The following is a 24188-nucleotide window of genomic DNA, read 5'->3' as shown; positions in this document are numbered from 1 at the left end:
TAAACACTCAATTCTTTTTTTGAATATCATAAAGATTCTAAACATTAACGGATTAAATGTCAAATAGATTTGTCGATATAGTGCATTTTTTGTCGAATTATGTGTACGTTTTTTAAATCTTCAAAGCCTCACATGGATAGTATTCCATATTTCGGATCAATTAAGCGAGCCATATGAAATGAGCTTTATTTCTTAAATAAATTCTTAAACCGTATAAAAAAGGATTAGAAGGGTGAGTTCTAATCCTTTTTATATTTCGTTGCACGTTATTTCATTTGATCTAATATTTGATGGTAAGCAAAGGCCTCTTTAACCATCCCTTTGTTTTGATACATTTTGGACAGCTGCGATACGGGAGCGGGGTCATCCGGGTACAATTCCATCTCCCATGAGAAACATTCGATGGCTTCATCGTATTGCTTAAACTCTGCATAATATTGTCCGAGTTCCATCATTTGATCGGGATCATCCAGCAAGGTCATCATTTTGTTTATTTTCCGGAACACCGGAGAATGGGGAGCTGATTTTTGGATGGGCAGCAGCTTTTCATGTACCTCTTTAAGATCATAGGTCTCAAGCAATTTACCAATAAGTTGTAGTAACCTTTGTTCGGATTGCTTCTCGCCATCTTCTAGGACGAGCTGTTGAATCATAACCATGAAGGTATCTATATGGGTGGCAATAAACGTCGGATCTAAATGTTCCCATAATGTATGCAAGATCTCCTCATAGGTATCCGGTAGGGCATTAAGGAAATTCATTAAATAGAGAGCGGCTGTTTCATAGTGTTCCTCCTGAAGCATCTCTTCAATCATGGATTTGGTTTGTGGTAGCACCTGAAATGGGTTGATGTGTAAATAGTCTAAGGTTACGATCCACTTTTCCATGGATACGAATTGCAAGGCCATCGTGGTATACGCTTCAATGGAAGTCACCTTCGAATACTTTTCGACTTTCTCCATCCAGAGTAAGAGAAGGGTCAAGAAAGAGTCCTGTTTCCTCAATAAACCTTCTAGCATTTTTCCTTCATCAGGTTGTAAGCGATATTTGAAGCAATGCCATTCAACAAAAAGCGAATCTTTCTCCTGGATGGTAGATAGTGACGAGGATGTGTAAAATTCCATATAGGAATGGAACTCCAATGAGTTTTTAATCTCTCTCGCAGAATTCAGGTCGGGAGCGAAGTTTGCCAAGATCTTAATGATTTGAAAGGCCTGCATGAAGTTGCCGTTTCTTCTATAGTGGTAAAAGATTTTGTATATGACATTGCTCAGTTGTTTCTTTGTGAAAAATGAGTCGAGCGTCGTAGCGATGTAGGCTACTTCCTGGAGGGAATATTGATTTTGAAGTTGGGAGAAAAGCTTATTCTTATTTGGAATAGTGGCGGTTTGGCTGGGGATTATTGCGGAGAGGAACGGATGGTCTGAGTGTAAGACGATACCCATTTTCCGTATTTTATCGATAAATGAATGTTTCTCTATCTTTTCTACCTTTTCACCATATACAAGATTATTCTTATAGTAAATGAGATAATAATTTTCATTTAATGATGATTCTACTTCAATCATCGTACATCGTGAGAATACGACGACTTGCATCACTTTCCCTTGTGAGAGTTTCTTTTTTTCTTTGATGGAAATTTCAACTGGCATAATAAGTTCATTATTCATATGTAACACAGCCCCTTTTGATCGTATGCGAATTCATGTGATTTTTATTATCCATTATAACATAGCATTTACTGGATTTTCTTTTAGAAAAGCCACTACGATTGAACTTTGTGATGTTATCAATAGTATGAAACTACTTTTCCCTTTTGAGAAAACTTTAGGGTTGCTGGTGAAAAAATGCGTAAATGGTATACTTGATGGGTGAGTTTTTAGCACCTGAAAGGAAGTAACGATAATAATGAAGTACTTCAAGACGCAAATGAAACAGTTAATGAAAGAACACTCGGAACTACAAACGCAATTGAAAGTGTTGATGAAAGAACACAATCTAGAGAAGAATTTTGCCCTTAAGGCTTTATATCATGCAGAGGTTGCTGATGGCGGAAAGTACCAGAAGGCCTATCAAGCCCTTGATTCTCCTAGGGACTGATATTCAATGAAATTGAGAAAAGTGTGAGATTTAGCATAGTTATAGAATATCTCCCGTACTAATAAACGACTTATGTATCGTTTGTTTTCTTATAGGGAGTTTTTTTATGCCCATAAAGCGGGGACATATTTGTTCTGCTGGGGAACTCCTATCTAAGATAAAGGGTTAAACCCATCCATAAATTGATTGGGAGGTGAATATAATAAACGACTTGGAGGTGAAAGGGAGGCTCAGGCATGATTATATGGAGAGGACTAGGTTTTTTAGTTTTTGTCATTATGGTGCCATTGGTGTTCTTATTCGGTTGGATCTTGGAGATGACGGTTGACCGGTCGCTGCCCGAAGATACTTCATTAATAATCGGTTTGTTTGTGGCCGGGATCATTGTCTGGTTTCTGGGTAGAAAACTAAATGGGGGTTCTGAAAAGGTTCTTGTCGATCAAGAAACAGGAACGGCCTATAAAATGGGAACCCGCCATAGTCTATTCTTCATTCCGATGCAATTTTGGGGACCGATCTTTATAACGATCGGAGTGATTCTTACCATTAAACTATTCATCTGATCAATCATCATCGAGCCTATGGTATAAAGCAGTACAGTTGACACTGTGCTGCTTTTTTTACGGAAGGGATGACGAACCAGCTCCCTGTTCCATATGGAAAAGTACCTATTCTGAAAGATAATGCATAATTATTCAGTCAATGATATAATGTGTAAGATTTTGTGAATTTTAGTTGATAAAGGAGTAGGGAAACGCATGAAGAAGATTTTATACACGGCACTATTGACCATGCTGGCCATCGTTTTGGGGGCATGTACCGGTAATCAAACAAATACCATCTCGGTGGCGGATTTGACGGATAGGGAAGAGGATATTCTTTCCCTGACCACGAGTGACGCATTCTTATTCGATTTCAATATCGATGATACATATCAAGAAGTTTCTTTTTGGATTGAAAAATATGAATCTGGTAAATTGGTTGGTAAAAAGATCAATGATGCTACTGCTCCGGTTTACGGAAATGGTTCATTGATGTTCGCCAGAACCCAAAATCCGGACAATGAGAACCAGTTTACCTTCATGACTGGAATAAAAACGGAGGGTGATGATGAAAGTGATCATTCGAGTTTTAGCAGTTTAGTGACAGAGCAGAGGGATCTTGAAAAGGCTTCGATTACAACGGAAAAAATATCAGAAACCCTTCCCATAAAGGATGAAATGGTGCTAGCGAGTATTTGTTATACACTTGATGAGGAAGGTGCAACTTCCCTATCCAGTGATTTTTATGAAGATCCAAAAAGCAATATGGATGAGTTAAAGGATTTCGATGTGGTGTATTTACTTAAAGGTGAATTTAAATAAGGCCAAAATGCCAAAGAAGGGAACCATATGTGCATGGTTCCCTTCTCCAATGCCTATTGCCTGGAAGATGCTGTTATATTAGAATGAGCAATGTTGAATGGAGGAATGAAAATAATGTCCGATTTACCTAATTGTCCAACCTGTCATTCAGAATATACATATGAAGATGGAAGCCTCTATGTTTGCCCGGTGTGTGCACATGAGTGGTCCATAGAATCAGAAACGGAAGAGATCAAGACCATTAAAGATGCCAACGGCAATGTCTTGAACGATGGTGACTCCGTAACGGTCATCAAGGACCTTAAAGTCAAGGGAAGTTCATCCGTCTTGAAAATGGGGACAAAAGTGAAAAGTATCCGATTGGTGGAAGGCGATCATGACATCGATTGCAAAATAGATGGTTTTGGTGCGATGAAGTTAAAATCCCAATTTGTAAAAAAGGTCTAACACAGGTTCACATACGTCTTTTTTCTAAGGTTGCCCAAAAGATAAAGCAGCATCACAAAGGTGATGAGCCCCTTGATGGGAGAAGTATGTGAACTATTAAAAAGGTGGTTTCTTATATGAGTAAAATGCCCGTCATCATCGATACAGATCCTGGAATTGATGATGCCATGATGCTGACACTTGCCTTTGCACGTGAGGCGATAGACGTACGTTTAGTCACAACCTGTTCAGGGAATATTTCTCAGGATAAAACGAATTACAATGCACGGACCTTCCTCAGCTACATTGGTGCGGACGTGGAAATAGCCAGGGGACTGGAGCACCCGATATTCCGTGAGCTAGAAGTAGCTGAGGATGTTCATGGTGAAAGTGGTTTTGCGAATGTTGTGTTTCCGGAGCCGACATTGCCGGTCAGTGAGCGTCCAGCCATATTCGCGATGCTAAAGACCATTATGGCGAGTGAGGAAAAAGTGACAATCGTTGCTACAGGCCCGTTGACGAATGTGGCAGCCCTTTTGTTGGCACATCCTGAAGTAAAACAGAAAATCAAGTGTGTTTCCTGGATGGGAGGTGCGGCAGTTGGCGGCAATATGTCACCGACCGCTGAGTTCAATGCGTATGTCGACCCGCATGCTGCCGAAATTGTTCTCCGTTCAGGTGTCCCTATCGTAATGAGCGGATTGGATGTAACGCATAAAGCCTATGTAACGTTGGAAGAAGCCCATCTCATTTTGGATATGGGGACGGACTTTTCGGAAAAAGTGTACCAAATGCTAACATTCTACCTGAATGTTGCGGAACAAACGCCATTTAACGAAGACCATTTTGCAGAAGTGTTACGTTTTCACGACCTTTGTGCCATGATGTATGTAATAAAGCCAGAGCTTTTCATGGGACAGGACTATTATGTGCAAGTTGAATTGGAAGGTCGTTTAACGGCAGGGACAACCGTCGTGGATTATGCAAGGCGCAGTGGCAAAACGCCAAATGTCCATGTGCTGCACGGTGTCGACCGGGAAGGTTTTGTCTCCGAATTCATGAATGCCATAGAGTTTGTTGGAGAAAGAATAAGAGTGAACTAATAAGGAAAACCGCACCGGATGATGAGGGGCGGTTTTTTTATTTGATGGCCTGGATGTTTTTAGGATACTATCGGGGTTACCCGAATTGGAGTTTCATGCTTTTTATTTGTTCAATATGCCGTTGCTCATGTAAGGATAATAATTCGATCCATTGATCTAAAGAAAGATGGCCGAATAGTGGATGCTTTGCTTTTTTTCTCCGAAAAATGCTCCGATCTTCCTGTTCAAAAATTACATTCAATAAATGATTCCTTGATTCAAACAGCCGATCCAGTAACTTTGGTAATTCCAAACGCTCTTGAGAAGGTACCACCATCTTAGGGGCTTTGAATTTTTTTGTCAGATCCGAAGTTAAGTAGATGTCTTTTTGGATGATCTGTTTATAGTCCCTGTCTTTTAAACCACGGACAATGGCCTGGGTAAAAACAGTTTCAGAAAGGAATAGATGATGACAAATTTGGGCGATACTCCAGCTTTCAGGTGAAGCCTTGTAATCCATCATGGGACTGTTCAATCCTGAAATTTCCTCGATTAATTGATTCCTTGTTTCAAATAATAGACTAATCTCTAGAAAACCCATGAGAACCTCCTGTGTTCAGATGATGTAAGGAAAGTAAATGGAATGTAAGCGTTACCTTCATTGTACAACAGGGTGGGAATCTAGTGTTGAAAGAAATGAATAATGGATGAAATGCCTTTGGCTTTTTCTCCAGGATGATAAAAGGCTTGCTGCCTTAGATGTGCCAGCAAGCCATTTATTTGAGAATATTAGGTGGGCTATCCAAATCGTCAACTGGGTATCGAGTGTATGAACGATTGGGGTGTGGAGTCCGTCCTTTGTTCTTTTCTTGGCCATTCTTCGGTGAATTCTACTTGGTCATAGTCAAAGAATGTTGTGAGGATGTCTGTTCGATTGTCGGTGAAGAGCTGTTCAGCTACCGCCGCTACGAGTTTTGGTATGCTGAACTTCAATCCCGAAAGTGCTGAAGCTGAAATGCCGCAACTGATCAAGGCGGAATAGTTAAAGGCGAAAATTCCGTGCAGTCGCCCTTTTCCTTTATCATCACGGCTTTGGAAAGCAAAGCCGGGGCTTAAGTAAGGATGTGCATCAATCGTAGGATTAGCCAGATTTTCCGGGGCGTGATAGCGGTCGCTCCAGCGGACAATGTGCTTTTCCACAAGCCGTAATTCAGGCCGTAAAGAAGGATCTGTGACAAGGCCGGTACTGATGATCAAGAAATCAAAAGTGAATGTCCCCTTAGGTGTTGTCACGACAGCTTGATCATTTACGTTCTTTACTTGAAGCCATGGGGAGCCCAGGTGCATGTCGAATCCGGGCCATGAGGAGGCACGTTGAAACATATCGGTGGTCGGTGGTTGATTATGCTTAAAGAAATGGCTCATCACGGCATACTTATCAGTATCGGGTAGGGTATGGAAACGCTCGATTATGCCGGAAGCCTCCATATGCCGGATCGGATTGATGCGGGGAATCTCTTTGCGCCTGATGAAGACATGGGCTTTTGCGACGCCTTCAGAGAGGGCAAAATGGGCATTATCAAAAGCAGAGGCTCCGCCGCCCAAAATAGCGACCCTTTTCCCTTTGAGGGTGGAAAAGTCAATCGGTTCCGAGGTATGTGCATAGAGGTGGCGAGGCAAGTTCTCTGTTATCATGGGTGGAATATGCCATTCGCCCCCACCTTGAATTCCGGTGGCTAAAATGACCTTACGAGCAAGCAGTAGGGGCGTGTGGGCTCCTTGGCCTTCGATATGCAATTTGTGGATTCCTTCTTCGGTAGGCTCGACCAGCTTTAATTTCACCTTATTGATGACAGGCAGGTTGAGGACTTCCCGATACCACTGAAGATAATTCATCCATTCCTGTCGGGGTATCTTATCCATCGCTTCCCAGCTTTCTTGACCGAATTGCGCTTCCCACCATGCGCGGAAAGTCAAGGAAGGGATGCCAAGATCGATGGTCGTCAAATGCTTGGGTGTCCGCAATGTCACCATGCGCGCATAGGTTCTCCATGGCCCTTCCAACCCTTCGCCATTTTCATCGATGACAAGGATGTTGGATATTTTCTCACGGAAAAGTCCAAAAGCCGTACCTAACCCACTTTGTCCGCCCCCGACAATGATTGCATCATAGATATGTCCTGCCGGTTGCTTGGATGGATCCACTCGATCGTTGCTACCAATCGAAAGGTAGGACAAATCAGTTCTAACTTGTTTGGTTAATGTTTCTATGCTCATGATCTATTCATTCCTTTCATGGACGATTTTTATCAATATATGTTTTGTTAAGTAACTTTTCATGTAAGTTTATATAACATACTATTAGATTATCATGGATCCATTGGAAATTCTTTAGATGAATTGTCTGAAATTTCTTTTTATTATTGGTCACAATCACTAATCGAATAAGTGGTTAGTGTAAAATGGGTTTTTTTTACATACGTTTCATTAAAAAAGTCCATACTACTACATAGTCGGATGGCTGTTACGTTCGGGATGATAGGTTAATTTCGGGTAACGATAAAAAGGAGAAGAGCTGATGGCTTTACTTGCTTTGCAAGAGATAGCGGTAGCATATAACAAACAAAGGGTTTTAAAAGATCTCACACTTGAAGTTGAAGAAGGACAGCTGGTTTCCCTACTGGGTCCAAGTGGATGTGGGAAGACAACGACATTGCGTTTAATTGCGGGGCTTGTACAAGCTAGTGAAGGGAAGATTCTATATAACGAGAAAGATTATACGAAAGTCCCTGTTACGAAGCGGAATGTTGGCTTTGTGTTTCAGAACTATGTCTTATTTCCGCATATGACGATCTTTCATAATATTGCATTCGGACTGAGGCTTAGGAAATGTTCCAAGATGGAGATAGAAAAACGTGTCATGGATGTGCTGGAAATCGTAAATATGTCAGGGTTTGAAATGAGGTATCCGCATGAGCTTTCCGGTGGACAAAAGCAACGTATTGCGATTGCAAGGGCCATCGTCATCGAACCGGATATCCTTTTATTTGACGAACCATTGAGTAACCTCGATGCAAACTTACGGGTGAACATGAGGACGGAAATACGGCGGATTCAACAAAAGTTAGGGATTACCACTGTGTACGTATCTCATGATCAGGAAGAATGTTTAGCGATATCCGATCAGGTGGCGATCATGAATCAAGGTGCCATCGAGCAGTTTAATAGTCCGGCGGCGATTTACAATTATCCTCGAACCAAATTTGTCGCAGACTTTATCGGGTATAAGAATTTCATTTCCTTCGATGAGCGACATGATGACGGAGACCATATCGTACTGATTAAATCAGGGTACGTATTTGTTCTCCAAAAGGATGCGCATATGTCTAACTTGACTGGGAAAACAAGTACAATCAGGCCGGATGCTTTAATGATGCAAGCAAAAAGTCCTTCGGGAAATCTGCAACATAATTGTTTACCGGGAAGAATTAAGGTTCGTACATATCTAGGAAGAAGTTATCAATATAGTGTGGGGACACCATTCGGGGATTTTATCGTGAATGGGGAGATGACAGAACCATATCATGTAGGTCAAGAAATCGTTCTGGTCTTTCCGAAAAACCAGATGGTGCTGGTTGATTAGAGTGGGAAGTTGTCATGAGGCAGAGACGTTGGTGAGTCAACGTTTCTGCCTTTTTTATTCATATATAAATGCGTTTAACATTTGCACAGCTAATGATAGTCCGGGTAATCGGTGAAAAAGGGATGGAAAAGCTAATTTTATAGAAGAATCCTTTTTACCAGCCGTACAAATGCGAGATTGGTCGTCAATATACTAGGCACGTGTTCCGTCACTTGTCATAAGATAAGGGTATATGGAATGGGGAGGTCTTTTTAGATGTATGATTATATAGCGAATGATCAGGAAGAGAATCGTCAGCAGGACTTGATACACAAGTTAGAACAGGCGATTAATGGGGAGTATAGCGCCATCTTGTGTTACGAGAAACTAGCTAGGATGGCTCCTAACGAAACAGAGCGGAAGCAAATCCTTGAGATCAGGGAAGATGAGATGAAACATTTTCAGGTGTTTTCACAAATCTACATCAATCTGACAGGATACCAGCCAACACCGAAAGTGACGGAAACATGCCCGGATTCATATAAATCAGGCTTGGAGTTTGCCCTTGTGGATGAACAGAAAACCGTGGATTTTTATTTGGGAACGGCAGATGGTGCAGCAGACCGGTCGATAAGAAAGGCATTTCGCCGTGCTGCCGCAGATGAGCAAAACCATGCTGTCTGGTTTTTGTATTATATAGTGAAAAATAAATAGAAACAGCGCCGAAAGCGGTGCTCTTTCTATTTATGATAGGAAGGTCTTCTCGATTGGAGCAGGTGCCTTCGGTGAAAAGGTCAGTGAAACAATTCCACATAAAAGCAGCCCAACACCAAACCAGTTAAGCAAGCTCAGGCTCTCGCCGACAAGAAAGACACCAAGAAGTGCCGCTACCAGTGGTTCCGCCAGTGACAGCGATACGGCAGTTGATGATGGGACGGATAGAAGGCCTTTGTTAAAAAGCAAGTAAGCCAAAGCTGTCGCAAAAAGGCCAAGGTGAAGGCTGACGGCCAATCCATTAGTGGAGATGATCCAGCTACTATCAAAGATGAATAGCATAGGCGACAATAGCAAGGCGCTTAAAGTAAAGATGACCGCAGCCGTTGCTTCTGGAGGCTGCTTGTCCAGAATTTTCTTGCTTACGAGTGTATACACGCTAAAGGACGCCCCGGCACCAAGTGCAAGTAGGATACCGATTGGGTCAATTGGTCCTTGCCCTTCATTGGCAAACAGAAGTAAGCATCCCGCAATCGATAAACCTGTCGCCAGCCACCAAATCATGGAAGGCTGTTTTTTTTCAATCACCCATTCAAGGAAACCGGCAATGATCGGAGCGCTGCTCAGTGTAATGATGGTACCAATGGCGATTCCGGTGAGGCTGACACCCATGAAAAAAAGCGGTTGATAACAAGCCATGCCTAGCGTGGCCAAGAGTGTTTTCTTTACTGGCCAATTATGGACCGTTACTTTCCTTTGCAAGAAAGCGATAAGTACGAGAACAATTCCTCCGAAAGCGAGGCGGACCGCACCAATTACAAAGGGATGGGCGCCATCCGGGGCGAATGATTGGGCGGTACCCGTCGTTCCCCACAGCATGGCACCCATGATGATGAACAGATACCCAGACTTATCCCTCATTTACTCTCTCCTATTAGTATAGATTCATTATTCTGATAATTTTACCATACTATTTGAGCGAAAATCGAAGAGAAAGGCCATTTGTTCGGGAGATAGGAACATAGTATACTAGTCTCACAGTAGTTCATAGAAGATATAGGAGGAAATAGTGATGTCATCAAGTACTAAAAATAATCAAATCGGTCCCGCTCGGTTTGCCATTGCTATTCACTCTCTGGTTTGGCTGGCGCAAAGTGGGAAGCTGCTGACGAGTTCCGTGATTGCATCAAAGGTCCATTCACATGCTACGTTTTTACGGAGGGTGATGTCCCAACTTGCGGTAGCTGGAATCGTCGAGACCAAGGAAGGGCGTGAAGGTGGATATAGTCTTCATGTACCCGCCGATATCCTGACCTTGGCAGATGTATATCTGGCAGTGCGACCGGAATGTCTTGATTTCCTGGATACGAGTGAATGCGGGGAAGTCGGGAAACAGCTTGATCATGCTTTGGAAGAAATCATGAATGAGGCAGAACAGGAAACCCTGAAGCTCTTGAAAGGGTACACGCTAGAACAGTTCATGGACAAAATTGATTTTTCCGAAAGTGCGTACCTAGGCTAATATCCTTGCAGAAGGATATTCTGCCCTATATAATGTGCTTAAAGTAATTGCATTTAATTCAAGGAGGGTCTTAACATGAAGGTGGAAATTTGGTCGGATTATCAATGTCCGTTTTGTTATATTGGAAAGCGTCGTTTCGAGGATGCGTTGAATCAATTTGAAAATAAGGATCAGGTCGAGGTTGAATTCCGTAGTTTTGAGTTGAATCCGGAAGCGGAACGGGATATCAATATGAGCCAAAGTGAGATGTTGGCGAAGAAATACGGCATGTCACAGGCTCAGGTGGAAGCCAACAGCCAAAATATGACCCAACAAGCTGCAGAGTTGGGGCTTGACTATCATTTAGACAAAGTCGTCTTGACGAATTCCTTTGATGCTCACCGCTTGATGCATTTTGCCGAATCAAAAGGAAAAGGGAAAGAAATGAATGAACGTCTGTTCAAAGCATACTTCACGGAAGGCAAGCATATCGGCGACCATGCCACATTGGCGGATTTGGCAGAAGAAGTCGGTCTTGATCAGTCTGAAGTGGAAAAGATGTTAGCGGGCACAGCCTTCACGGCGGAAGTAAGGGGCAACGAACAAGAAGGAAGTTTGCTTGGGATTACGGGAGTTCCATTCTATGTGATCAACCGAAAGTACGGCGTCTCAGGAGCTCAGCCTGCCGAAGCGTTTTTAGATACATTGAGGAAGGTATGGGCAGAGGAAAACCCGTTGCAAATGGTGAATGAAACAGGGGATGCTTGCACGGATGGTTCTTGTAGCGTACCGGAAAAGTAAACGCTACGAATGGAGACTTGGACATGTTCTGAGTCTCTTTTTTTATGTAAAGGATCCCGGGATACGGAAAGAAGCTTCTTTTTTATAGTTTCATAGACTGAAAATTTGTATAATGGGGATAAGACTATAGATGAAGCATACATATGGAGGGTCATGAATGAGTAAGCTTAACGGCAGGACAGTTGCTCTTTTGGGAGCAAGGAAAATGGAAGAACTCAGTAAAATCGTTGATAATCTAGGGGGCGTCCCGCTTGTCCGGTCAGCACAAGGCACGGTATATCTGGATGATTCCCATCTGGAGGAGGATGTTACCCGTTTAATAGAAGGAGAGTTCGATTGGATCATTCTTACGACGGGAGTGGGCACGGAACTCTTATATAATACCGCTGTAAGAATGGAAGCGGGGGACCGTTTTATAGAAGCTTTGCAAAAAATGAAGATTGCCGTTCGTGGGTATAAAACGAAAAACCTGCTTAAGAAGCTTGGCCTGGAGCCTGACGTCCGTGATGATGATGGCAGTACGGCAGGATTGGTTCGCAATCTTGATGGACATTTGCTCGGCGGTGTGAAAGTCGCCTTGCAACTGCATGGAGATCCGGCACCGCTTTTGATGAACTGGTTGGATGAACAAAAAGTCGAACATAAAGAGATATTGCCCTATGAACATATTGCCCCGGAAACCGAAACGATGCATCTCTTAATTGGGGAAATCCTCGATGGGAAAATAGATGCCGTTGTGTTCACGAGTGCGCCCCAGCCTCGAAATTTGATGAGATTTGCCCGTGAACTAGGTGTGGAAAAACGCTTAATTGACCGCTTTGCAACGGATGTCGTGGCCCTGGCTGTCGGTAAAGTGACGGCGCAAGTCATCATCGAGGCAGGGATTGACCGGGTCATCTATCCAGAAGATCAACGGATGGGCAGTGCGATGGTCGAGCTGGTGAAGTTTTATACGAGTTAAATGAAATCTATCGTAAAAGCGTTAGTCTTCTAATCTTTCATTCAGTAAGCCGCCGATTGATGACAGGGGGGAAGCCTTATATGGAATGGACTATTGGTGATGTATTGTGGCAATTATTTTTCCTGGGACTTCTTGTATTACTAGTTGTGATGATCGTGAAAATCATTCGTTTTTTTCAAAAACATACGAAAGGCGTTTCCAGCGTGGAAAAGAAGACGGAAGAACTTGAGGGACGCATCGATAAAGACAAAAAGTGAAGAGGACCCGGTTATATTACATACAATCTTTACTTCCTTCCTAAATGGGGTAGAGTACCTAAGTAACTTTTTCTTGGGGGGAAGTATATATGAAACGTACCGGTGAATTTGTGTTAAGCATTATTGGAGTATCGATCGCAACCATTTCCTTACTTGTGGGAATCATTACGGCTGTCTACACCAGCACGGTCGACCTAACGGAACTGGTTGAATATTCATTAGGTTCCGACGTGGAGATGGCGGCTTCCGAAATGGAGATGACACTCCAACTGTTCCACGTACTATTGTGGGGAGGAATTGTATCGTTGGCGTTTGCTCTGCTAGGTGGACTGATTGGCGTCATTCTCTTGAAAAAGGGCAGAGTGAAAGCGGCCGGAGTGGTGTTCATCATTATCGGCATTCTTACCCTATTCCATATATGGCCCCTGATCTTCTTCATCGTGCCGGGAATTATGTGCCTGGTAAGGAAAGAAAGAATCCATAATGAAGAGATGGAATATAAGCCGTATTAAATATCATTCTCCATGTCTAGTGGTTTACATCAAATGAAGGAGCGCATTCGATTTACTCTATCGAATGCGCTTCTTGCTAGGTTGCATAAAAGTACCAAACTGAACGGAAGAATTGAACCACATTCAACCATCTGAAAGGATAATTCAACCGCTATAACGAATAATTCAATAATATGCCAAAGTTAGGGGAAAATGTGGGCATTTGTATGAAGTGATTATGTCCTTACTGTGATATAATGACTAGACTAAAACACAAGAGAGAGGGACTTCGATTGGAAAAAAGCAAAGAGGTTTTTTCGTGGGTTAAAGCGATTGGGATTGCGGTCGTATTGGCTTTCCTGATTCGAACATATATATTTGCCCCTATAGTCGTGGATGGGGAATCTATGATGCCGACTTTACAAGATCATGAAAGAATTGTGCTCACTAAGTTTGGCACGAGTATTGGTAGCATCGACCGATTTGATATCGTCGTCTTCCATGCAACGGAAGATAAAGATTACATAAAACGGGTGATTGGCCTCCCAGGTGATCATATTGAATATAAGGATGATACGCTTTATATTAATGGCAAGAAATATGATGAACCCTATTTAGATGAATATAAAGAAGAAATGGGTGGGGAGCCATTGACCGGTTCTTTCAAGCTTGAGGAAGTGTCAGGTAGCATGACCGTACCGGATGACCACCTGTTCGTGATGGGGGACAACCGCCAGAATAGTCTGGACAGCCGTGAAATCGGACCCGTTTCCATAGAGGAAATAGTCGGTAAGGCGAATTTGGTGTATTGGCCGATCAAGGAATTTAAAATCGTGAAATAAAGGAACGGACTCGACAATCGAGTCCGTTCTTTCGTTATGTTTTAGAAATCCGCGTTTCGCCTGCACCGTCTTGGATGATGCGTGTTTTGAAATCGACTTCTATCATGAGAGGATGGATTTCTGCATATTGCTCTGAAAAAATCCACCGTCGTCCTGGTTTGCCCAACAATAGAAATGCCCCGTCGCTACCCATGAATGTAAGACCATCGGGATTCAAGGATTCGCCATCCCGGATTGGGATATTCCTGTTGATCAGCTGTTGGCCAATCCCCTCGATATCCCGAGTCGTCAGATTGATCTCCCCGATGCTTAATAAAGAGTTCATTGAAAAAGGCTCATTGCTCTCGGGTGCGATGGAATGCCTTGCAATGAACTCGACAACATTATGGCTAGGGTCGGTGAAATAAAGCGAATGGGCATGGATATTCTTGAAGTACACTTCATCAACCCCCTCTTCCCTATTTAAAGGAGTGCGTGCGGTGATCCATTTCTTCGCCTCCTTGAATTGATTGGAAGGGATGTTGAAGGCCAAATGATAGAATGGCTTGCTACCGCTTTTGGCTTCAGTGAAAATCAATTCACTTGCCCCTATCTTTATCGAAAAGCTATTAGGTGTCTCCCCGAGTAATTTGGCGCCAAGCCGGTTCAGATAAAAAGCTTTTGTTTTTGCTAGAGAATTTGAAGCGAGGTTTACTTTGTTGATCAGCATAACTTCACACCCCTTTTCCTTATTTCTTCCATTATAAAATAATTCGGCTGGATAAGCGCCAAAAGGAAATTTATCTGCGAATTTTGAAGTTTTTTTTAGAAAAACCACTCATTTGGGTTAAATTGGGTTATTCTATAAAATAGAAGTAATCACGTTAACCAGACCCGTACCGAAATTGGATTACTTCTTACATAGGGTGTCTGAGATGGAGTACGAAGAATGGACATGGTAAAAGAGTTAATTTCAAACTATGGTTATTTTGCGATATATGGACTTTTAGCATTAGGGATCATCGGGTTGCCTGTTCCCGATGAGTTCATGATGACGTTTGTCGGCTATTTGGCTTCTATTTCTGTTTTGAATGTACAAGGTGCATTCTTTGTCAGCTTTCTAGGTTCGGTTTCGGGGATGTTGGTCAGTTATTTCATCGGGAAAAAAATTGGCAAGCCTTTCCTAAGGAAACATGGAAGGTGGATTCGGATGACTCCGACACGGTTGGAGAGTCTTGAGAGATGGTTTAATAAATACGGACCGTGGACCCTTATCATCGCCTATTTCATTCCGGGAATCCGCCATTTTGCCAGTTATTTTTCTGGAATGAATGGAATGGGTAAACGCAAATATTGTATCTTTGCTGGTGTAGGGGCATTCAGTTGGTGCTTGGTGTTTACTGCTGTTGGCTATTTCATTGGTGTTTTAACTTAAAGGATAATGGGGCTTGCCTGGCAACAAAGACTGGTTCCTTTATATATGATGGAGATCCGTTCTGTTCGTGGAAGCGGGTCTATTTTTTATGAGTGGATTGTGATTGAATCATGTACCTGTTTTATGAGCGTCAAATTACGGGAATAAGAAAGAATGGTCTCAACACTTGGCGATAAATATAGAAATAGTGATAAAATGAGAAATATATGAAAAAGGGAGTTGTCATGATTTGAGTGAATTGAATTGGCGCGAAGAAGTAGAAAAAAGAAAAATGGACCTTTTGGTCGATACACAGAACCTATTGAAGATAAAGAGTGTATTGGATGAAAGCCAAGCAACAGAGGAGGCTCCATTTGGCAAAGGAGTCAAGGAAGCATTGGATTATATGCTCCAGTTAGCGGAAAAAGACGGATTTACCGTGAAAAATGTCGATAATGTTGCCGGGCATATTGAAATGGGCGAGGGTGAGGAGTTAATCGGGATTTTATGTCATGTCGATGTAGTTCCTGAAGGAGATGGCTGGAGCTCTGATCCATTTGGCGCCGAGATACGCAACGGGCGGATTTACGCGCGTGGGGCAATCGACGATAAAGGGCCGACGATGGCAGCTTATCATGCCATGAAACTTGTCCGGGAGCTTGGCAAGCCATTGAACAAGCGTGTTCGAATGATCATTGGTACGGATGAGGAATCAGATTGGCGTTGTGTCGATCGCTATTTCGAAGTGGAGGAAATGCCGACGATGGGCTTTGCCCCGGATGCAGATTTCCCTATCATCAGTGCGGAAAAAGGAATCTGGGATTATTCCATCATTCAGCCAGCGGATGCAGGACACGGAACGAATTCAGAAGTGAATGTTTTGGAATTTTCTTCAGGCCGAAGAACGAATATGGTACCCGATTTTGCAACGGCCATTGTGGAAGCGGCCAACCCTGCTGAAATCGTTGCAGGCTACCAGAACTATTTACAAAGATATTCGCTGAAAGGACAGGCTGTTCCACAAAAAAATCAAGTCCTACTAGAACTGAATGGGGTTTCAGCCCATGCGATGGAACCGAAAAATGGAGTCAATGCGGGTCTGCATTTAGCTGTGTTCTTGGCGGACTTATCACTAGATCCCCATGCAAAATCCTATTTCACTTTCATCAAGGATTATCTATTTGAAGATTCCCGTGGCACTAAGTTGGGTGTCGCCTATACGGATGAACAAACAGGTGAATTGACGATCAATGCCGGCACATTCAATTATTCGAAACAAGGCGATAGCTCCATCGGATTCAGTATGCGTTACCCGGTCACATATGAATGGGAAAAGCAAAAAGAAGCGTTAGAACAAAAGCTTTCCACATATAATCTACGTGTGGAATCCAATTCGCTTTCGACACCTCACTATGTGAACAGTGATAGCTTCTTGATCAAGACGCTGCAAGAAGTGTATGAAGCGGAAACAGGTGAACAAGCGGAGCTCCTTTCCATCGGTGGCGGAACATATGCCCGCTCATTGAAGGAAGGCGTCGCATTCGGCCCCCTATTCCCAGGTAGTGAGGATATCGCGCACCAAAAGGATGAGTATATCGATATAGAAGATATGCTGAAGGCAACGGCCATTTATGCCCGTGCCATTCATGAACTAGCCAAATAAGAGGTTAAGAAGGAGTAAGACATGGGGAAGATCATTTATAACGGTGAATTGAAAGACCGGTCTGCCATCCAGATAGATGTCGAGGATCGAGGATACCAGTTCGGTGATGGTGTTTATGAAGTCATCCGTGTTTATAACGGAAAACTATTTGCAGCCGACATGCACCTAAACCGACTCATGGACAGCGCGAAACTGATTCAACTGAAGGTTCCTTTTACAGTGGCAGAGATCAAGGAAAGGACAAAAGAACTGATTACTGCAGAGAATCTGGAATATGGTATTGTCTACATGCAATTGACGAGAGGCACTTCGCCCCGTAATCACGCATTTCCAATAGGTGAAGTAGACCCTGTTTTTGTCGCTTATACCAAGGACATGCCATATACAGGAAGTAAGCCTGGGGTCAAAGCTGTCACGGTTGAGGATATCCGCTGGTTACGTTGCAACATCAAGAGCTTGAATTTACTAGGTAATATATTGGCTAAGCAGCAAGCCGTTGAAGCAGGCTGCGACGAAGCGATTCAACATCGGGATGGAACGGTTACGGAGGGAAGTTCATCCAATGTGGCGATCATCGTGAAGGGTACGCTGAAGACGCACCCGGCAACGAATCTGATCCTGAATGGGATTACCCGCCAGATCCTACTTAAGCTGTGCAACGATAAGGGCATTTCTTATGTTGAAGAACCTTTCACCCTCTCGGACATGATGGATGCGGATGAAGTCCTGTATACAAGCACAGGCGTTGAAATCACGCCAATCACCGCAATCGATGGGCAATTGATTGGGGATGGAAAGGCCGGAAGCATCACACTCCAACTACAAAAGTTATTTACACAGGAAATCGAGCGACAATGTGGTAGTTTAACTGAATAGATTCCCAATCCCCCTGTCTGAATGGAGGCAGGGGGATTTCTATGTGTACATTTTTCGAAACGCAACATGCTCATGAACCCGTTCCCTATACGGTCCTTTTTTAGTAAGCATCCATTTTGACATTTTCAAACTACAGGCATATACTTTTTCATATCAAAAGTTTACCTTGCGCAACTTTTTAAGCCGCGTATAAAAAGGAGTTGGAGTGCATGTCTTCTTTACATGGAGATACGAGAGGCTTTAAAAAGCTGCTCCCCTTTTTAGGGCCAGCTTTTATAGCCGCCGTTGCTTACATTGATCCAGGGAATTACGCAACGAACATTGCCGCGGGTTCAAAATATGGCTATACGTTATTATGGGTTATTCTTGCGTCCAATTTAATGGCGGTCTTGATACAGTCCTTGTCTGCAAAATTAGGAATAGCAACAGGGAAAAACCTTCCTGAACTATGCCGTGAGACATTTTCCAAAAAGTCTTCGTTCTTTTTATGGATTCAAGCCGAAATCGTCATAATGGCGACGGATTTAGCCGAGTTTATCGGAGCGGCACTCGGGATTTATTTACTGTTCGATCTTCCGCTTATCACTTCCGCGCTTATTGCGGCAATCGGGTCATTTGCCATTTTAGAGTTTCAGCGCAGAGGATACCGTACATTCGAAGCGTTGATCACAGGGATGATATTCGTGGTGGTGCTTGCTTTTGGCGCCCAAGTTTTTTATGCAAAACCGGACACCTCAGCACTCCTTATGGGGCTTCTTACACCCAAGTTCGAAGGAGTCGATAGCATTTTACTATCAGCTGGGATGCTTGGGGCGACTGTCATGCCACATGCGATATATCTACATTCTTCTCTGACGCAAAAGCGAATCGTTGGGAAGGACGAAATGGAAAGGAAACGGATTTTTCGTTTCGAGTTTATCGATATCGTCATTGCCATGCTCATAGCGGGTGCCATCAATGCTGCCATGCTAGTGGTTTCGGCTGCATTGTTTCATAAAAGTGGGGTGCTTGTAGAAGATTTGGATGTGGCCTATGACCAATTTGCCTTGATGCTAGGGCCATCTGTTGCCATGTTTTTTGGAATCGGCTTATTGTTTGCCGGTCTATCAAGCTCGTCCGTCGGTATGCTCACAGGGGATGTCGTCATGCAGGGGTTCATAAAAAAACATATCCCCATCTATTTGAGAAGGCTGATCACGACGATTCCTCCATTAGTGATCATTTTGATGGGAGTGAATCCGTCCAAAGCACTCGTAATGAGTCAAGTCGTACTATCGTTTGGGATTGCATTTGCGCTCATTCCGCTCATACGGTTTACAAGTGATAAGAAAATCATGGGCAATCTAGTCAATCACAAAGTGACGTCCGGGTGTGCCTGGGTCATCGCAGTCCTCATTATCGGACTGAACCTGTTTTTGCTATATGAGACGCTACTTGGGTAATGCCATTAAAATTGGATAAAGCAAAGGGGAGGACCAGCTGGCTGATGGTCCTTCTCTTTTGCTTTCCTTTCCTTTCCTAAGGAAGGTGTAAGAAGCGGGGGTAGCCTAATGGAAGAGCGATGGATATACGAATTGTTGTAGTCATAAGGTGGCATGAATAACGGGGAAAAGGGGAGACTGAGAAGGGCTCCGCGTTTGATGCTACTAGGGAAGTTTTTGCGTGGGAATTATGGTAAAATTATATAGAAAACGGGAAGGGATGTTAGTGTCCGATGAATACTCATTTTTTCTTTGCTTTAGTACTGCCAGATGATATTAAGCATCATTTACATAACCAGACAAATGAAGTGAAATCGGAGTTTCCATTTAAGAAATGGTTACATCCAGCCGATTATCATATTACGATGGCATTTCTGGGAAATGCCGAAGATACAATGAAAGAAGAAGCGCTGGAAAAAATAAAACGTGCACTCGCCAATGAACAGTCGTTTGAGCTCGAGGTAGAGGGGATCGATGTTTTTGGTAAAAAAGAGAGCCCGCGTATTTTGTGGGCAGGCGTCAAACAGGAAGAAAGGCTGACTTTCATCCAAAAGAAAATCTATGCATCATGCGTAGAGGCAGGTTTTGAATTGGACAAAAAACCGTTCAAACCGCATATTACTCTGGCCAGGAAATTCGAGGGTGAGACCCCTTTTTCCATCAATGAGGCCCGTCAGCTGGCAAATCCGGAAGCGAAAGCATTTCAAGCTTCCCAAATAGCCCTTTATCAGACACATCTTGGGGCATCCCCCTCATACGAACCAGTATATACAATAAACCTTCAATAATAGAGGAAGATGGGTGGTGGTCGAATGGCACAGCTCATAAAAATACAGGATTATATTTCCCGGTATGAGCAGGATATTTATCGATATCCGTCACAATTTGCAAAGTTAAAAAAACAACAGTGGGATAAACTGCAGGCCGCCTATCACGCAGGGGAGCTAGAACAGCTGTACAGTCAACCGGATGAAGAACAAACCCTGTTCAAAGGCACGACGACGGAGGAAGAGCCAAAGGGGCTCTTCCGTAAAGTAAAAGGATTGTTCCAAAGGTCGGACGGTCAAGAGAAAGAGGCCGAAGAAATTCATATACCGAATCCCGTGATCAATCATAATGTCTTTTCGTTAAGGGTACCTGCAAATCCAGCAAACTTGGATGAACTTAAGCAGAATTTCTTAAACCAGTTACTTCGTTTCCAGATGAAATGGGGCAGCTCGACGCTTCGTGAAAGGTCTTATGTGGACCAATCATTCTTTCTAGAAGAAAAACTCCGCTTTTTCCTGCAGCGTTTTCCTGATACATTTCTTGTTTTATATAAACCTATCTTTCTATTGAAAAATGCTCCGATCGAAGTCGATGTCATTTTGCTTACGCCAGTGGATGTCTGGTGCATCACCTTTCTCGAAGCGGAAGAGGATGCAGCCTTTATTGGATCGAGCGATCGGTTTTGGCTACGGCGGCATCATAAGTATCCGGACAAAAAAGTTCTCAATCCTTTCTTGGCCGTTAACCGGATGGGAAGTATAGTTTCTCAGTTATTTGAACTGTATGAAGTGAATCTACCGATAAAAAAAGTGGTCCTTTCGCGGAATGGCTATATGGATTACCCGGAGACTCCATACGACATTGATTTATTGGATAAGCGGACTTTTCCGGAATGGTTTGACAGGATGCGGTCGATATCTTCCCCGCTTAAGGCGCAACAGCTAAAAGGGGCACAGGCTCTCTTGGATTATTGCCAAACGACTTCAAGCCTACGTCCGGAATGGGATGCCGATCAACAACAGGATTCATAATCGTTGGAGGGGATGGTCTGCTACACGAAGTCATAAACGGAGCGGATTCATTCCCTTATGCAACCACTGGCCCCCCATTCGAGGTGGTTCGGAAAGGACTATGTAAAAGGTGTTCAGAAACGGCTAATCGAATGAATCACTTTCTTATTTTTTTGTATGATGTCTGCAATCACCTATGGAGTGAACCGTTCCCCCCTTAAATAAATGGTTGAATTTTATAAAAACGGGTAAATTAATTTATCTATTCATTTTATCGAAAAATTATTTTTACATACCTTCAAGGGCCTAAGGACTGATGGGGAAAGAGCTCCCTTGAGCTACGAGCTACCTACAGTCGATGATATCTCCATCTTTATAAAGCATGGATTGTGCTTCCTGAACGCATGATGGAAAGGTGTAAATGAAGAACGTGGACTCTATTTCCGGTAAAGTGAGAGCCGTTTAGAATTTTCGGGTCCGCCAAAGGTCAGGCAGATGGAGAAAATGTCGGGATGAATGAGGTAGAAGTAGGGGTCCTGAAGGAGAAATTTCAGGTCATGTTCAAGGGTAGTCAATGCTTATCCTTTTCGAAATGATTCCTTTGTACTTGTTTTATGGGTATAATCGTTTTATAGTACTTGACGAAGAAACCATATTTCAACTAAAATTTAATTTATGGCTATTGTTAGATTGCTCAATAGCTATTTTTTATTTTCTTATCATAATGATGTTTTATTGCGGGATTAGTTCCGATGCACGTATACATGCAGCTACGCCAACAGGCGGGTTCTTTAATAAACATTAGGTAGTGGTATTACATACACTAGGTGAACGTACTTACATTTGTATGATTAAGCGAGGAAATCGAAGGTGAGCCAGTTGGAACATTTAATAGGTCAGGAGTGGGATATATCCCCTGCTGGAGGAGCTACGGGAGAAGCGTTCATTGCCGAGAAAGATGGGCAAAAGCTGTTCCTGAAACGAAATTCATCGCCATTTTTAGCTGTTCTTTCGGCCGAGGGCATTGTTCCAAAATTAGTGTGGACAAAACGCCTCGCAAATGGGGATGTGATTACGGCCCAGCATTGGATGGAAGGTAGGGAGCTAACTCAAGCAGAAATGGCCAAAGAGAGGGTTGCCAAACTGCTTCAGAAAATACATCAATCCGACCCTTTATTAAGCATGCTTAAAAGGCTTGGTAAAAGTCCTTTACGGCCTGAAAGTATACTTACAGACATAGAAAACGGTTTATCTTTAGAGGTAAATAACCTAATGATCATCAAGCAGGCCATTCAATTTCTAGAGAATAACCTACTGTTGATTGAATGCGATGAGAATGTCGTGTGCCATTGCGACGTGAACCATAATAATTGGCTTATGACCGAAACCGACGGATTGTTTTTAATTGATTGGGATGCTCCGGTCATTGGTGATCCAGCCATCGATCTTGGCATGCTATTGTATTCTTATGTGCCACGCGGCGAATGGGAACAATGGTTAGCCCGTTACGGTAAAAAGCTGGATGCGGGATTGGAAATGAGGATGAAATGGCACACAGTTTCCCAACTCGTGCTTTCCATCCAGTGGCATCATAGTAGAGAGCGGTACGAGGAAAGAAATGATTTACTGATGAAACTTGAATCACTATTAATGGACGGTTAATTAAATTGATCGATGTCATCAATCCATTGGGACAAATCGTCCTGATGGGAATTGATATGTGCCTCTAAATCCGAGGCTCCGATGCCTGTCTGGCTATATTCGTAAATTTCTTTTAGTATCGTTTTTACATTTTGATCGATATCGGCATTGACCATCAATGATTTGACAAGCCTTTCAACTTGTTCATATTCGGCGACGGAACCGCAACAGTCCGTGTTTTGGTTGTATAAAATGTCTTTTAACAGATGTAATTGGTTTTCATGGGAAAGCGGCATATTATCGCTCCTTTCTAATTATGAAATCAACTGGATCCCTAAAGATTTTTTTGCTGTTCTCTTGATTATGGTGTGTGTTGCAAAAAGTTTTATACATGATAATCGCAGAGACTGCCGCCTGGATGGCCGGCAGTTTTTTTGTTTAATGAGGGAATGGAGCAGTCCGATTACGAGAAAATGAACTTGCAGGAATCCATAATCTCGTGTTATGGTTTGAACGATTATATTATAAATAGGGGTGTCATCATGCGTTTAAGAAATAAACCTTGGGCTGAAGACCGTTTGAATGAATATCCGCAATATGTGATTCAGCAGCCAGTGAGCCATAAAGGTAAATGGCATGAAGTATTCGGTAACGATAATCCGTTATATATTGAAGTAGGTACGGGAAAAGGCCGTTTTATTACAGAAATGGCAAAAGCCCATCCTGATGTGAATTTCATTGGAATTGAAGTATATAGAAGTGTAATCGTTGCGGCACTCGATTTGCTTATTGAAGCGGATGTGCCAAACTTAAAGCTGTTGAACGTGGATGCAGCCAATTTAGCAGATTACTTTGCAAAAGGTGACGTGGACCGCGTTTATTTGAATTTTTCCGATCCATGGCCGAAATCGCGTCACGCGAAGCGCCGGTTAACGTATAAGACCTTCCTTGAAACGTATGAAAGCATTCTTCCGGATCAAGGGGAAATCCACTTTAAAACGGATAACCAAGGTCTGTTCGAGTCATCCTTGAAGAGCATTTCCGAGTATGGCATGCTGTTGAAATATGTGAGTCTTGATTTGCATAACAGTGATTTCGAAGGCAATATCATGACGGAATACGAAGAGAAGTTCTCAAGTAAAGGCAATGTGATCTACCGTTTAGAAGCAAAATACCGGTAACGTGCAAAAAAACC

27 protein-coding genes are annotated in these 24188 nt (G+C 42.9%); 21 read left to right on the top strand and 6 right to left on the bottom strand.

The features are described 5' to 3' along the window. Positions 1–266: 266 nt before the first annotated feature. Positions 267–1670: a tetratricopeptide repeat protein gene (locus tag AC503W_RS15215; RefSeq protein ID WP_427590673.1), complete on the bottom strand. Its 1404-nt coding sequence runs from the start codon at positions 1668–1670 to the stop codon at positions 267–269. 238 nt (positions 1671–1908) lie between these two features. Between AC503W_RS15215 and AC503W_RS15210 the strand changes: the two genes are divergently transcribed. From AC503W_RS15210 to AC503W_RS15190, 5 genes are all read left to right on the top strand, one after another. Continuing rightward, positions 1909–2100, top strand: coding sequence for a hypothetical protein (locus tag AC503W_RS15210; RefSeq protein WP_402874739.1), 192 nt, complete (start codon positions 1909–1911; stop codon positions 2098–2100). Between the two features lie 236 nt (positions 2101–2336). Further along, positions 2337–2663 carry a hypothetical protein gene (locus tag AC503W_RS15205; protein ID WP_402874741.1) on the top strand — a complete coding sequence of 109 codons (327 nt, stop codon included), beginning with the start codon at positions 2337–2339 and terminating at the stop codon, positions 2661–2663. A gap of 195 nt (positions 2664–2858) precedes the next feature. Beyond that, positions 2859–3464, top strand: coding sequence for a YgaN family protein (locus AC503W_RS15200; protein WP_427590671.1), 606 nt, complete (start codon positions 2859–2861; stop codon positions 3462–3464). 114 nt (positions 3465–3578) lie between these two features. Continuing rightward, positions 3579–3911, top strand: a complete 333-nt coding sequence (locus tag AC503W_RS15195) for a zinc ribbon domain-containing protein YjdM (protein WP_402874746.1) — start codon at positions 3579–3581, stop codon at positions 3909–3911. Positions 3912–4027: 116 nt separating this feature from the next. Beyond that, the gene (locus AC503W_RS15190) at positions 4028–4993 is read left to right on the top strand and encodes a nucleoside hydrolase (protein WP_494914729.1); all 966 of its coding nucleotides are present in this window, start codon (positions 4028–4030) and stop codon (positions 4991–4993) included. A gap of 76 nt (positions 4994–5069) precedes the next feature. Here the strand turns inward: AC503W_RS15190 and AC503W_RS15185 are convergent, their stop codons facing one another. Further along, positions 5070–5573 (bottom strand): DinB family protein, encoded by a 504-nt coding sequence (locus AC503W_RS15185; RefSeq protein WP_494914728.1) that lies wholly within the window; start codon positions 5571–5573, stop codon positions 5070–5072. A gap of 209 nt (positions 5574–5782) precedes the next feature. Continuing rightward, complete coding sequence (locus AC503W_RS15180; RefSeq protein ID WP_494914726.1) at positions 5783–7249, bottom strand: NAD(P)-binding domain-containing protein; 1467 nt, start codon at positions 7247–7249, stop codon at positions 5783–5785. Between the two features lie 301 nt (positions 7250–7550). On the opposite strand from AC503W_RS15180, the gene AC503W_RS15175 reads away from it, so the two are divergent. Both AC503W_RS15175 and AC503W_RS15170 read left to right on the top strand, forming a co-directional pair. Then, the gene (locus AC503W_RS15175) at positions 7551–8615 is read left to right on the top strand and encodes an ABC transporter ATP-binding protein (protein ID WP_427650698.1); all 1065 of its coding nucleotides are present in this window, start codon (positions 7551–7553) and stop codon (positions 8613–8615) included. A 255-nt stretch (positions 8616–8870) separates the two neighbouring features. Further along, a complete protein-coding gene (locus AC503W_RS15170) occupies positions 8871–9308 on the top strand; it encodes a ferritin-like domain-containing protein (protein ID WP_494914724.1) in 438 nt (145 codons plus the stop codon). Positions 9309–9338: 30 nt separating this feature from the next. Here AC503W_RS15170 and AC503W_RS15165 read toward each other — a convergent pair whose 3' ends face one another. Then, positions 9339–10229 carry a DMT family transporter gene (locus AC503W_RS15165; protein ID WP_494914722.1) on the bottom strand — a complete coding sequence of 297 codons (891 nt, stop codon included), beginning with the start codon at positions 10227–10229 and terminating at the stop codon, positions 9339–9341. A 151-nt stretch (positions 10230–10380) separates the two neighbouring features. Between AC503W_RS15165 and AC503W_RS15160 the strand changes: the two genes are divergently transcribed. The 6 genes from AC503W_RS15160 (at position 10381) to lepB (ending at position 14161) form a co-directional block, all read left to right on the top strand. After that, positions 10381–10830 (top strand): RrF2 family transcriptional regulator, encoded by a 450-nt coding sequence (locus tag AC503W_RS15160; protein ID WP_403122198.1) that lies wholly within the window; start codon positions 10381–10383, stop codon positions 10828–10830. A 75-nt stretch (positions 10831–10905) separates the two neighbouring features. Further along, entirely contained in the window at positions 10906–11610 is a 705-nt protein-coding gene (locus AC503W_RS15155) for a DsbA family oxidoreductase (RefSeq protein ID WP_402874783.1), read from the top strand. Between the two features lie 157 nt (positions 11611–11767). Then, entirely contained in the window at positions 11768–12571 is an 804-nt protein-coding gene (locus tag AC503W_RS15150) for a uroporphyrinogen-III synthase (protein ID WP_402874786.1), read from the top strand. Positions 12572–12651: 80 nt separating this feature from the next. Further along, the gene (locus tag AC503W_RS15145) at positions 12652–12828 is read left to right on the top strand and encodes a DUF4083 domain-containing protein (RefSeq protein WP_494914720.1); all 177 of its coding nucleotides are present in this window, start codon (positions 12652–12654) and stop codon (positions 12826–12828) included. A gap of 89 nt (positions 12829–12917) precedes the next feature. Next, positions 12918–13340 (top strand): DUF4064 domain-containing protein, encoded by a 423-nt coding sequence (locus AC503W_RS15140; protein WP_494914718.1) that lies wholly within the window; start codon positions 12918–12920, stop codon positions 13338–13340. A gap of 272 nt (positions 13341–13612) precedes the next feature. Next, positions 13613–14161 (top strand): signal peptidase I, encoded by a 549-nt coding sequence (gene lepB, locus AC503W_RS15135; protein ID WP_402986666.1) that lies wholly within the window; start codon positions 13613–13615, stop codon positions 14159–14161. Between the two features lie 34 nt (positions 14162–14195). Here lepB and AC503W_RS15130 read toward each other — a convergent pair whose 3' ends face one another. Continuing rightward, positions 14196–14870, bottom strand: a complete 675-nt coding sequence (locus AC503W_RS15130) for a VOC family protein (protein WP_494914715.1) — start codon at positions 14868–14870, stop codon at positions 14196–14198. 219 nt (positions 14871–15089) lie between these two features. Between AC503W_RS15130 and AC503W_RS15125 the strand changes: the two genes are divergently transcribed. The 7 genes from AC503W_RS15125 to AC503W_RS15095 all read left to right on the top strand — a co-directional run bounded on the left by AC503W_RS15125 (position 15090) and on the right by AC503W_RS15095 (position 23014). Further along, a complete protein-coding gene (locus tag AC503W_RS15125) occupies positions 15090–15575 on the top strand; it encodes a DedA family protein (protein ID WP_402874802.1) in 486 nt (161 codons plus the stop codon). A 229-nt stretch (positions 15576–15804) separates the two neighbouring features. After that, the gene (pepV, locus tag AC503W_RS15120) at positions 15805–17217 is read left to right on the top strand and encodes a dipeptidase PepV (RefSeq protein ID WP_494914712.1); all 1413 of its coding nucleotides are present in this window, start codon (positions 15805–15807) and stop codon (positions 17215–17217) included. A gap of 21 nt (positions 17218–17238) precedes the next feature. Beyond that, the gene (gene dat, locus AC503W_RS15115; RefSeq protein WP_402874807.1) at positions 17239–18093 is read left to right on the top strand and encodes a D-amino-acid transaminase; all 855 of its coding nucleotides are present in this window, start codon (positions 17239–17241) and stop codon (positions 18091–18093) included. Positions 18094–18302: 209 nt separating this feature from the next. Further along, positions 18303–19535 (top strand): Nramp family divalent metal transporter, encoded by a 1233-nt coding sequence (locus tag AC503W_RS15110; protein WP_427650689.1) that lies wholly within the window; start codon positions 18303–18305, stop codon positions 19533–19535. Between the two features lie 272 nt (positions 19536–19807). Next, positions 19808–20362, top strand: a complete 555-nt coding sequence (gene thpR / locus AC503W_RS15105) for an RNA 2',3'-cyclic phosphodiesterase (RefSeq protein ID WP_427650688.1) — start codon at positions 19808–19810, stop codon at positions 20360–20362. 24 nt (positions 20363–20386) lie between these two features. Beyond that, entirely contained in the window at positions 20387–21373 is a 987-nt protein-coding gene (locus tag AC503W_RS15100) for an NERD domain-containing protein (protein WP_402874816.1), read from the top strand. Positions 21374–22231: 858 nt separating this feature from the next. Further along, positions 22232–23014 carry a phosphotransferase gene (locus AC503W_RS15095; RefSeq protein ID WP_402874818.1) on the top strand — a complete coding sequence of 261 codons (783 nt, stop codon included), beginning with the start codon at positions 22232–22234 and terminating at the stop codon, positions 23012–23014. On the opposite strand, the gene AC503W_RS15090 is transcribed toward AC503W_RS15095, so the two are convergent. Continuing rightward, positions 23011–23289: a YtzH-like family protein gene (locus tag AC503W_RS15090; protein WP_407406261.1), complete on the bottom strand. Its 279-nt coding sequence runs from the start codon at positions 23287–23289 to the stop codon at positions 23011–23013. The genes AC503W_RS15095 and AC503W_RS15090 overlap by 4 nt on opposite strands. Positions 23290–23535: 246 nt before the next feature. On the opposite strand from AC503W_RS15090, the gene trmB reads away from it, so the two are divergent. After that, positions 23536–24174, top strand: a complete 639-nt coding sequence (trmB, locus tag AC503W_RS15085) for a tRNA (guanosine(46)-N7)-methyltransferase TrmB (RefSeq protein ID WP_402874824.1) — start codon at positions 23536–23538, stop codon at positions 24172–24174. Positions 24175–24188: the final 14 nt, after the last annotated feature.

Source organism: Peribacillus suis, assembly GCF_059384845.1.
The sequence above is the reverse complement of the archived record's forward strand: the minus strand, read 5'-3'. Positions and strand labels throughout refer to the sequence as shown.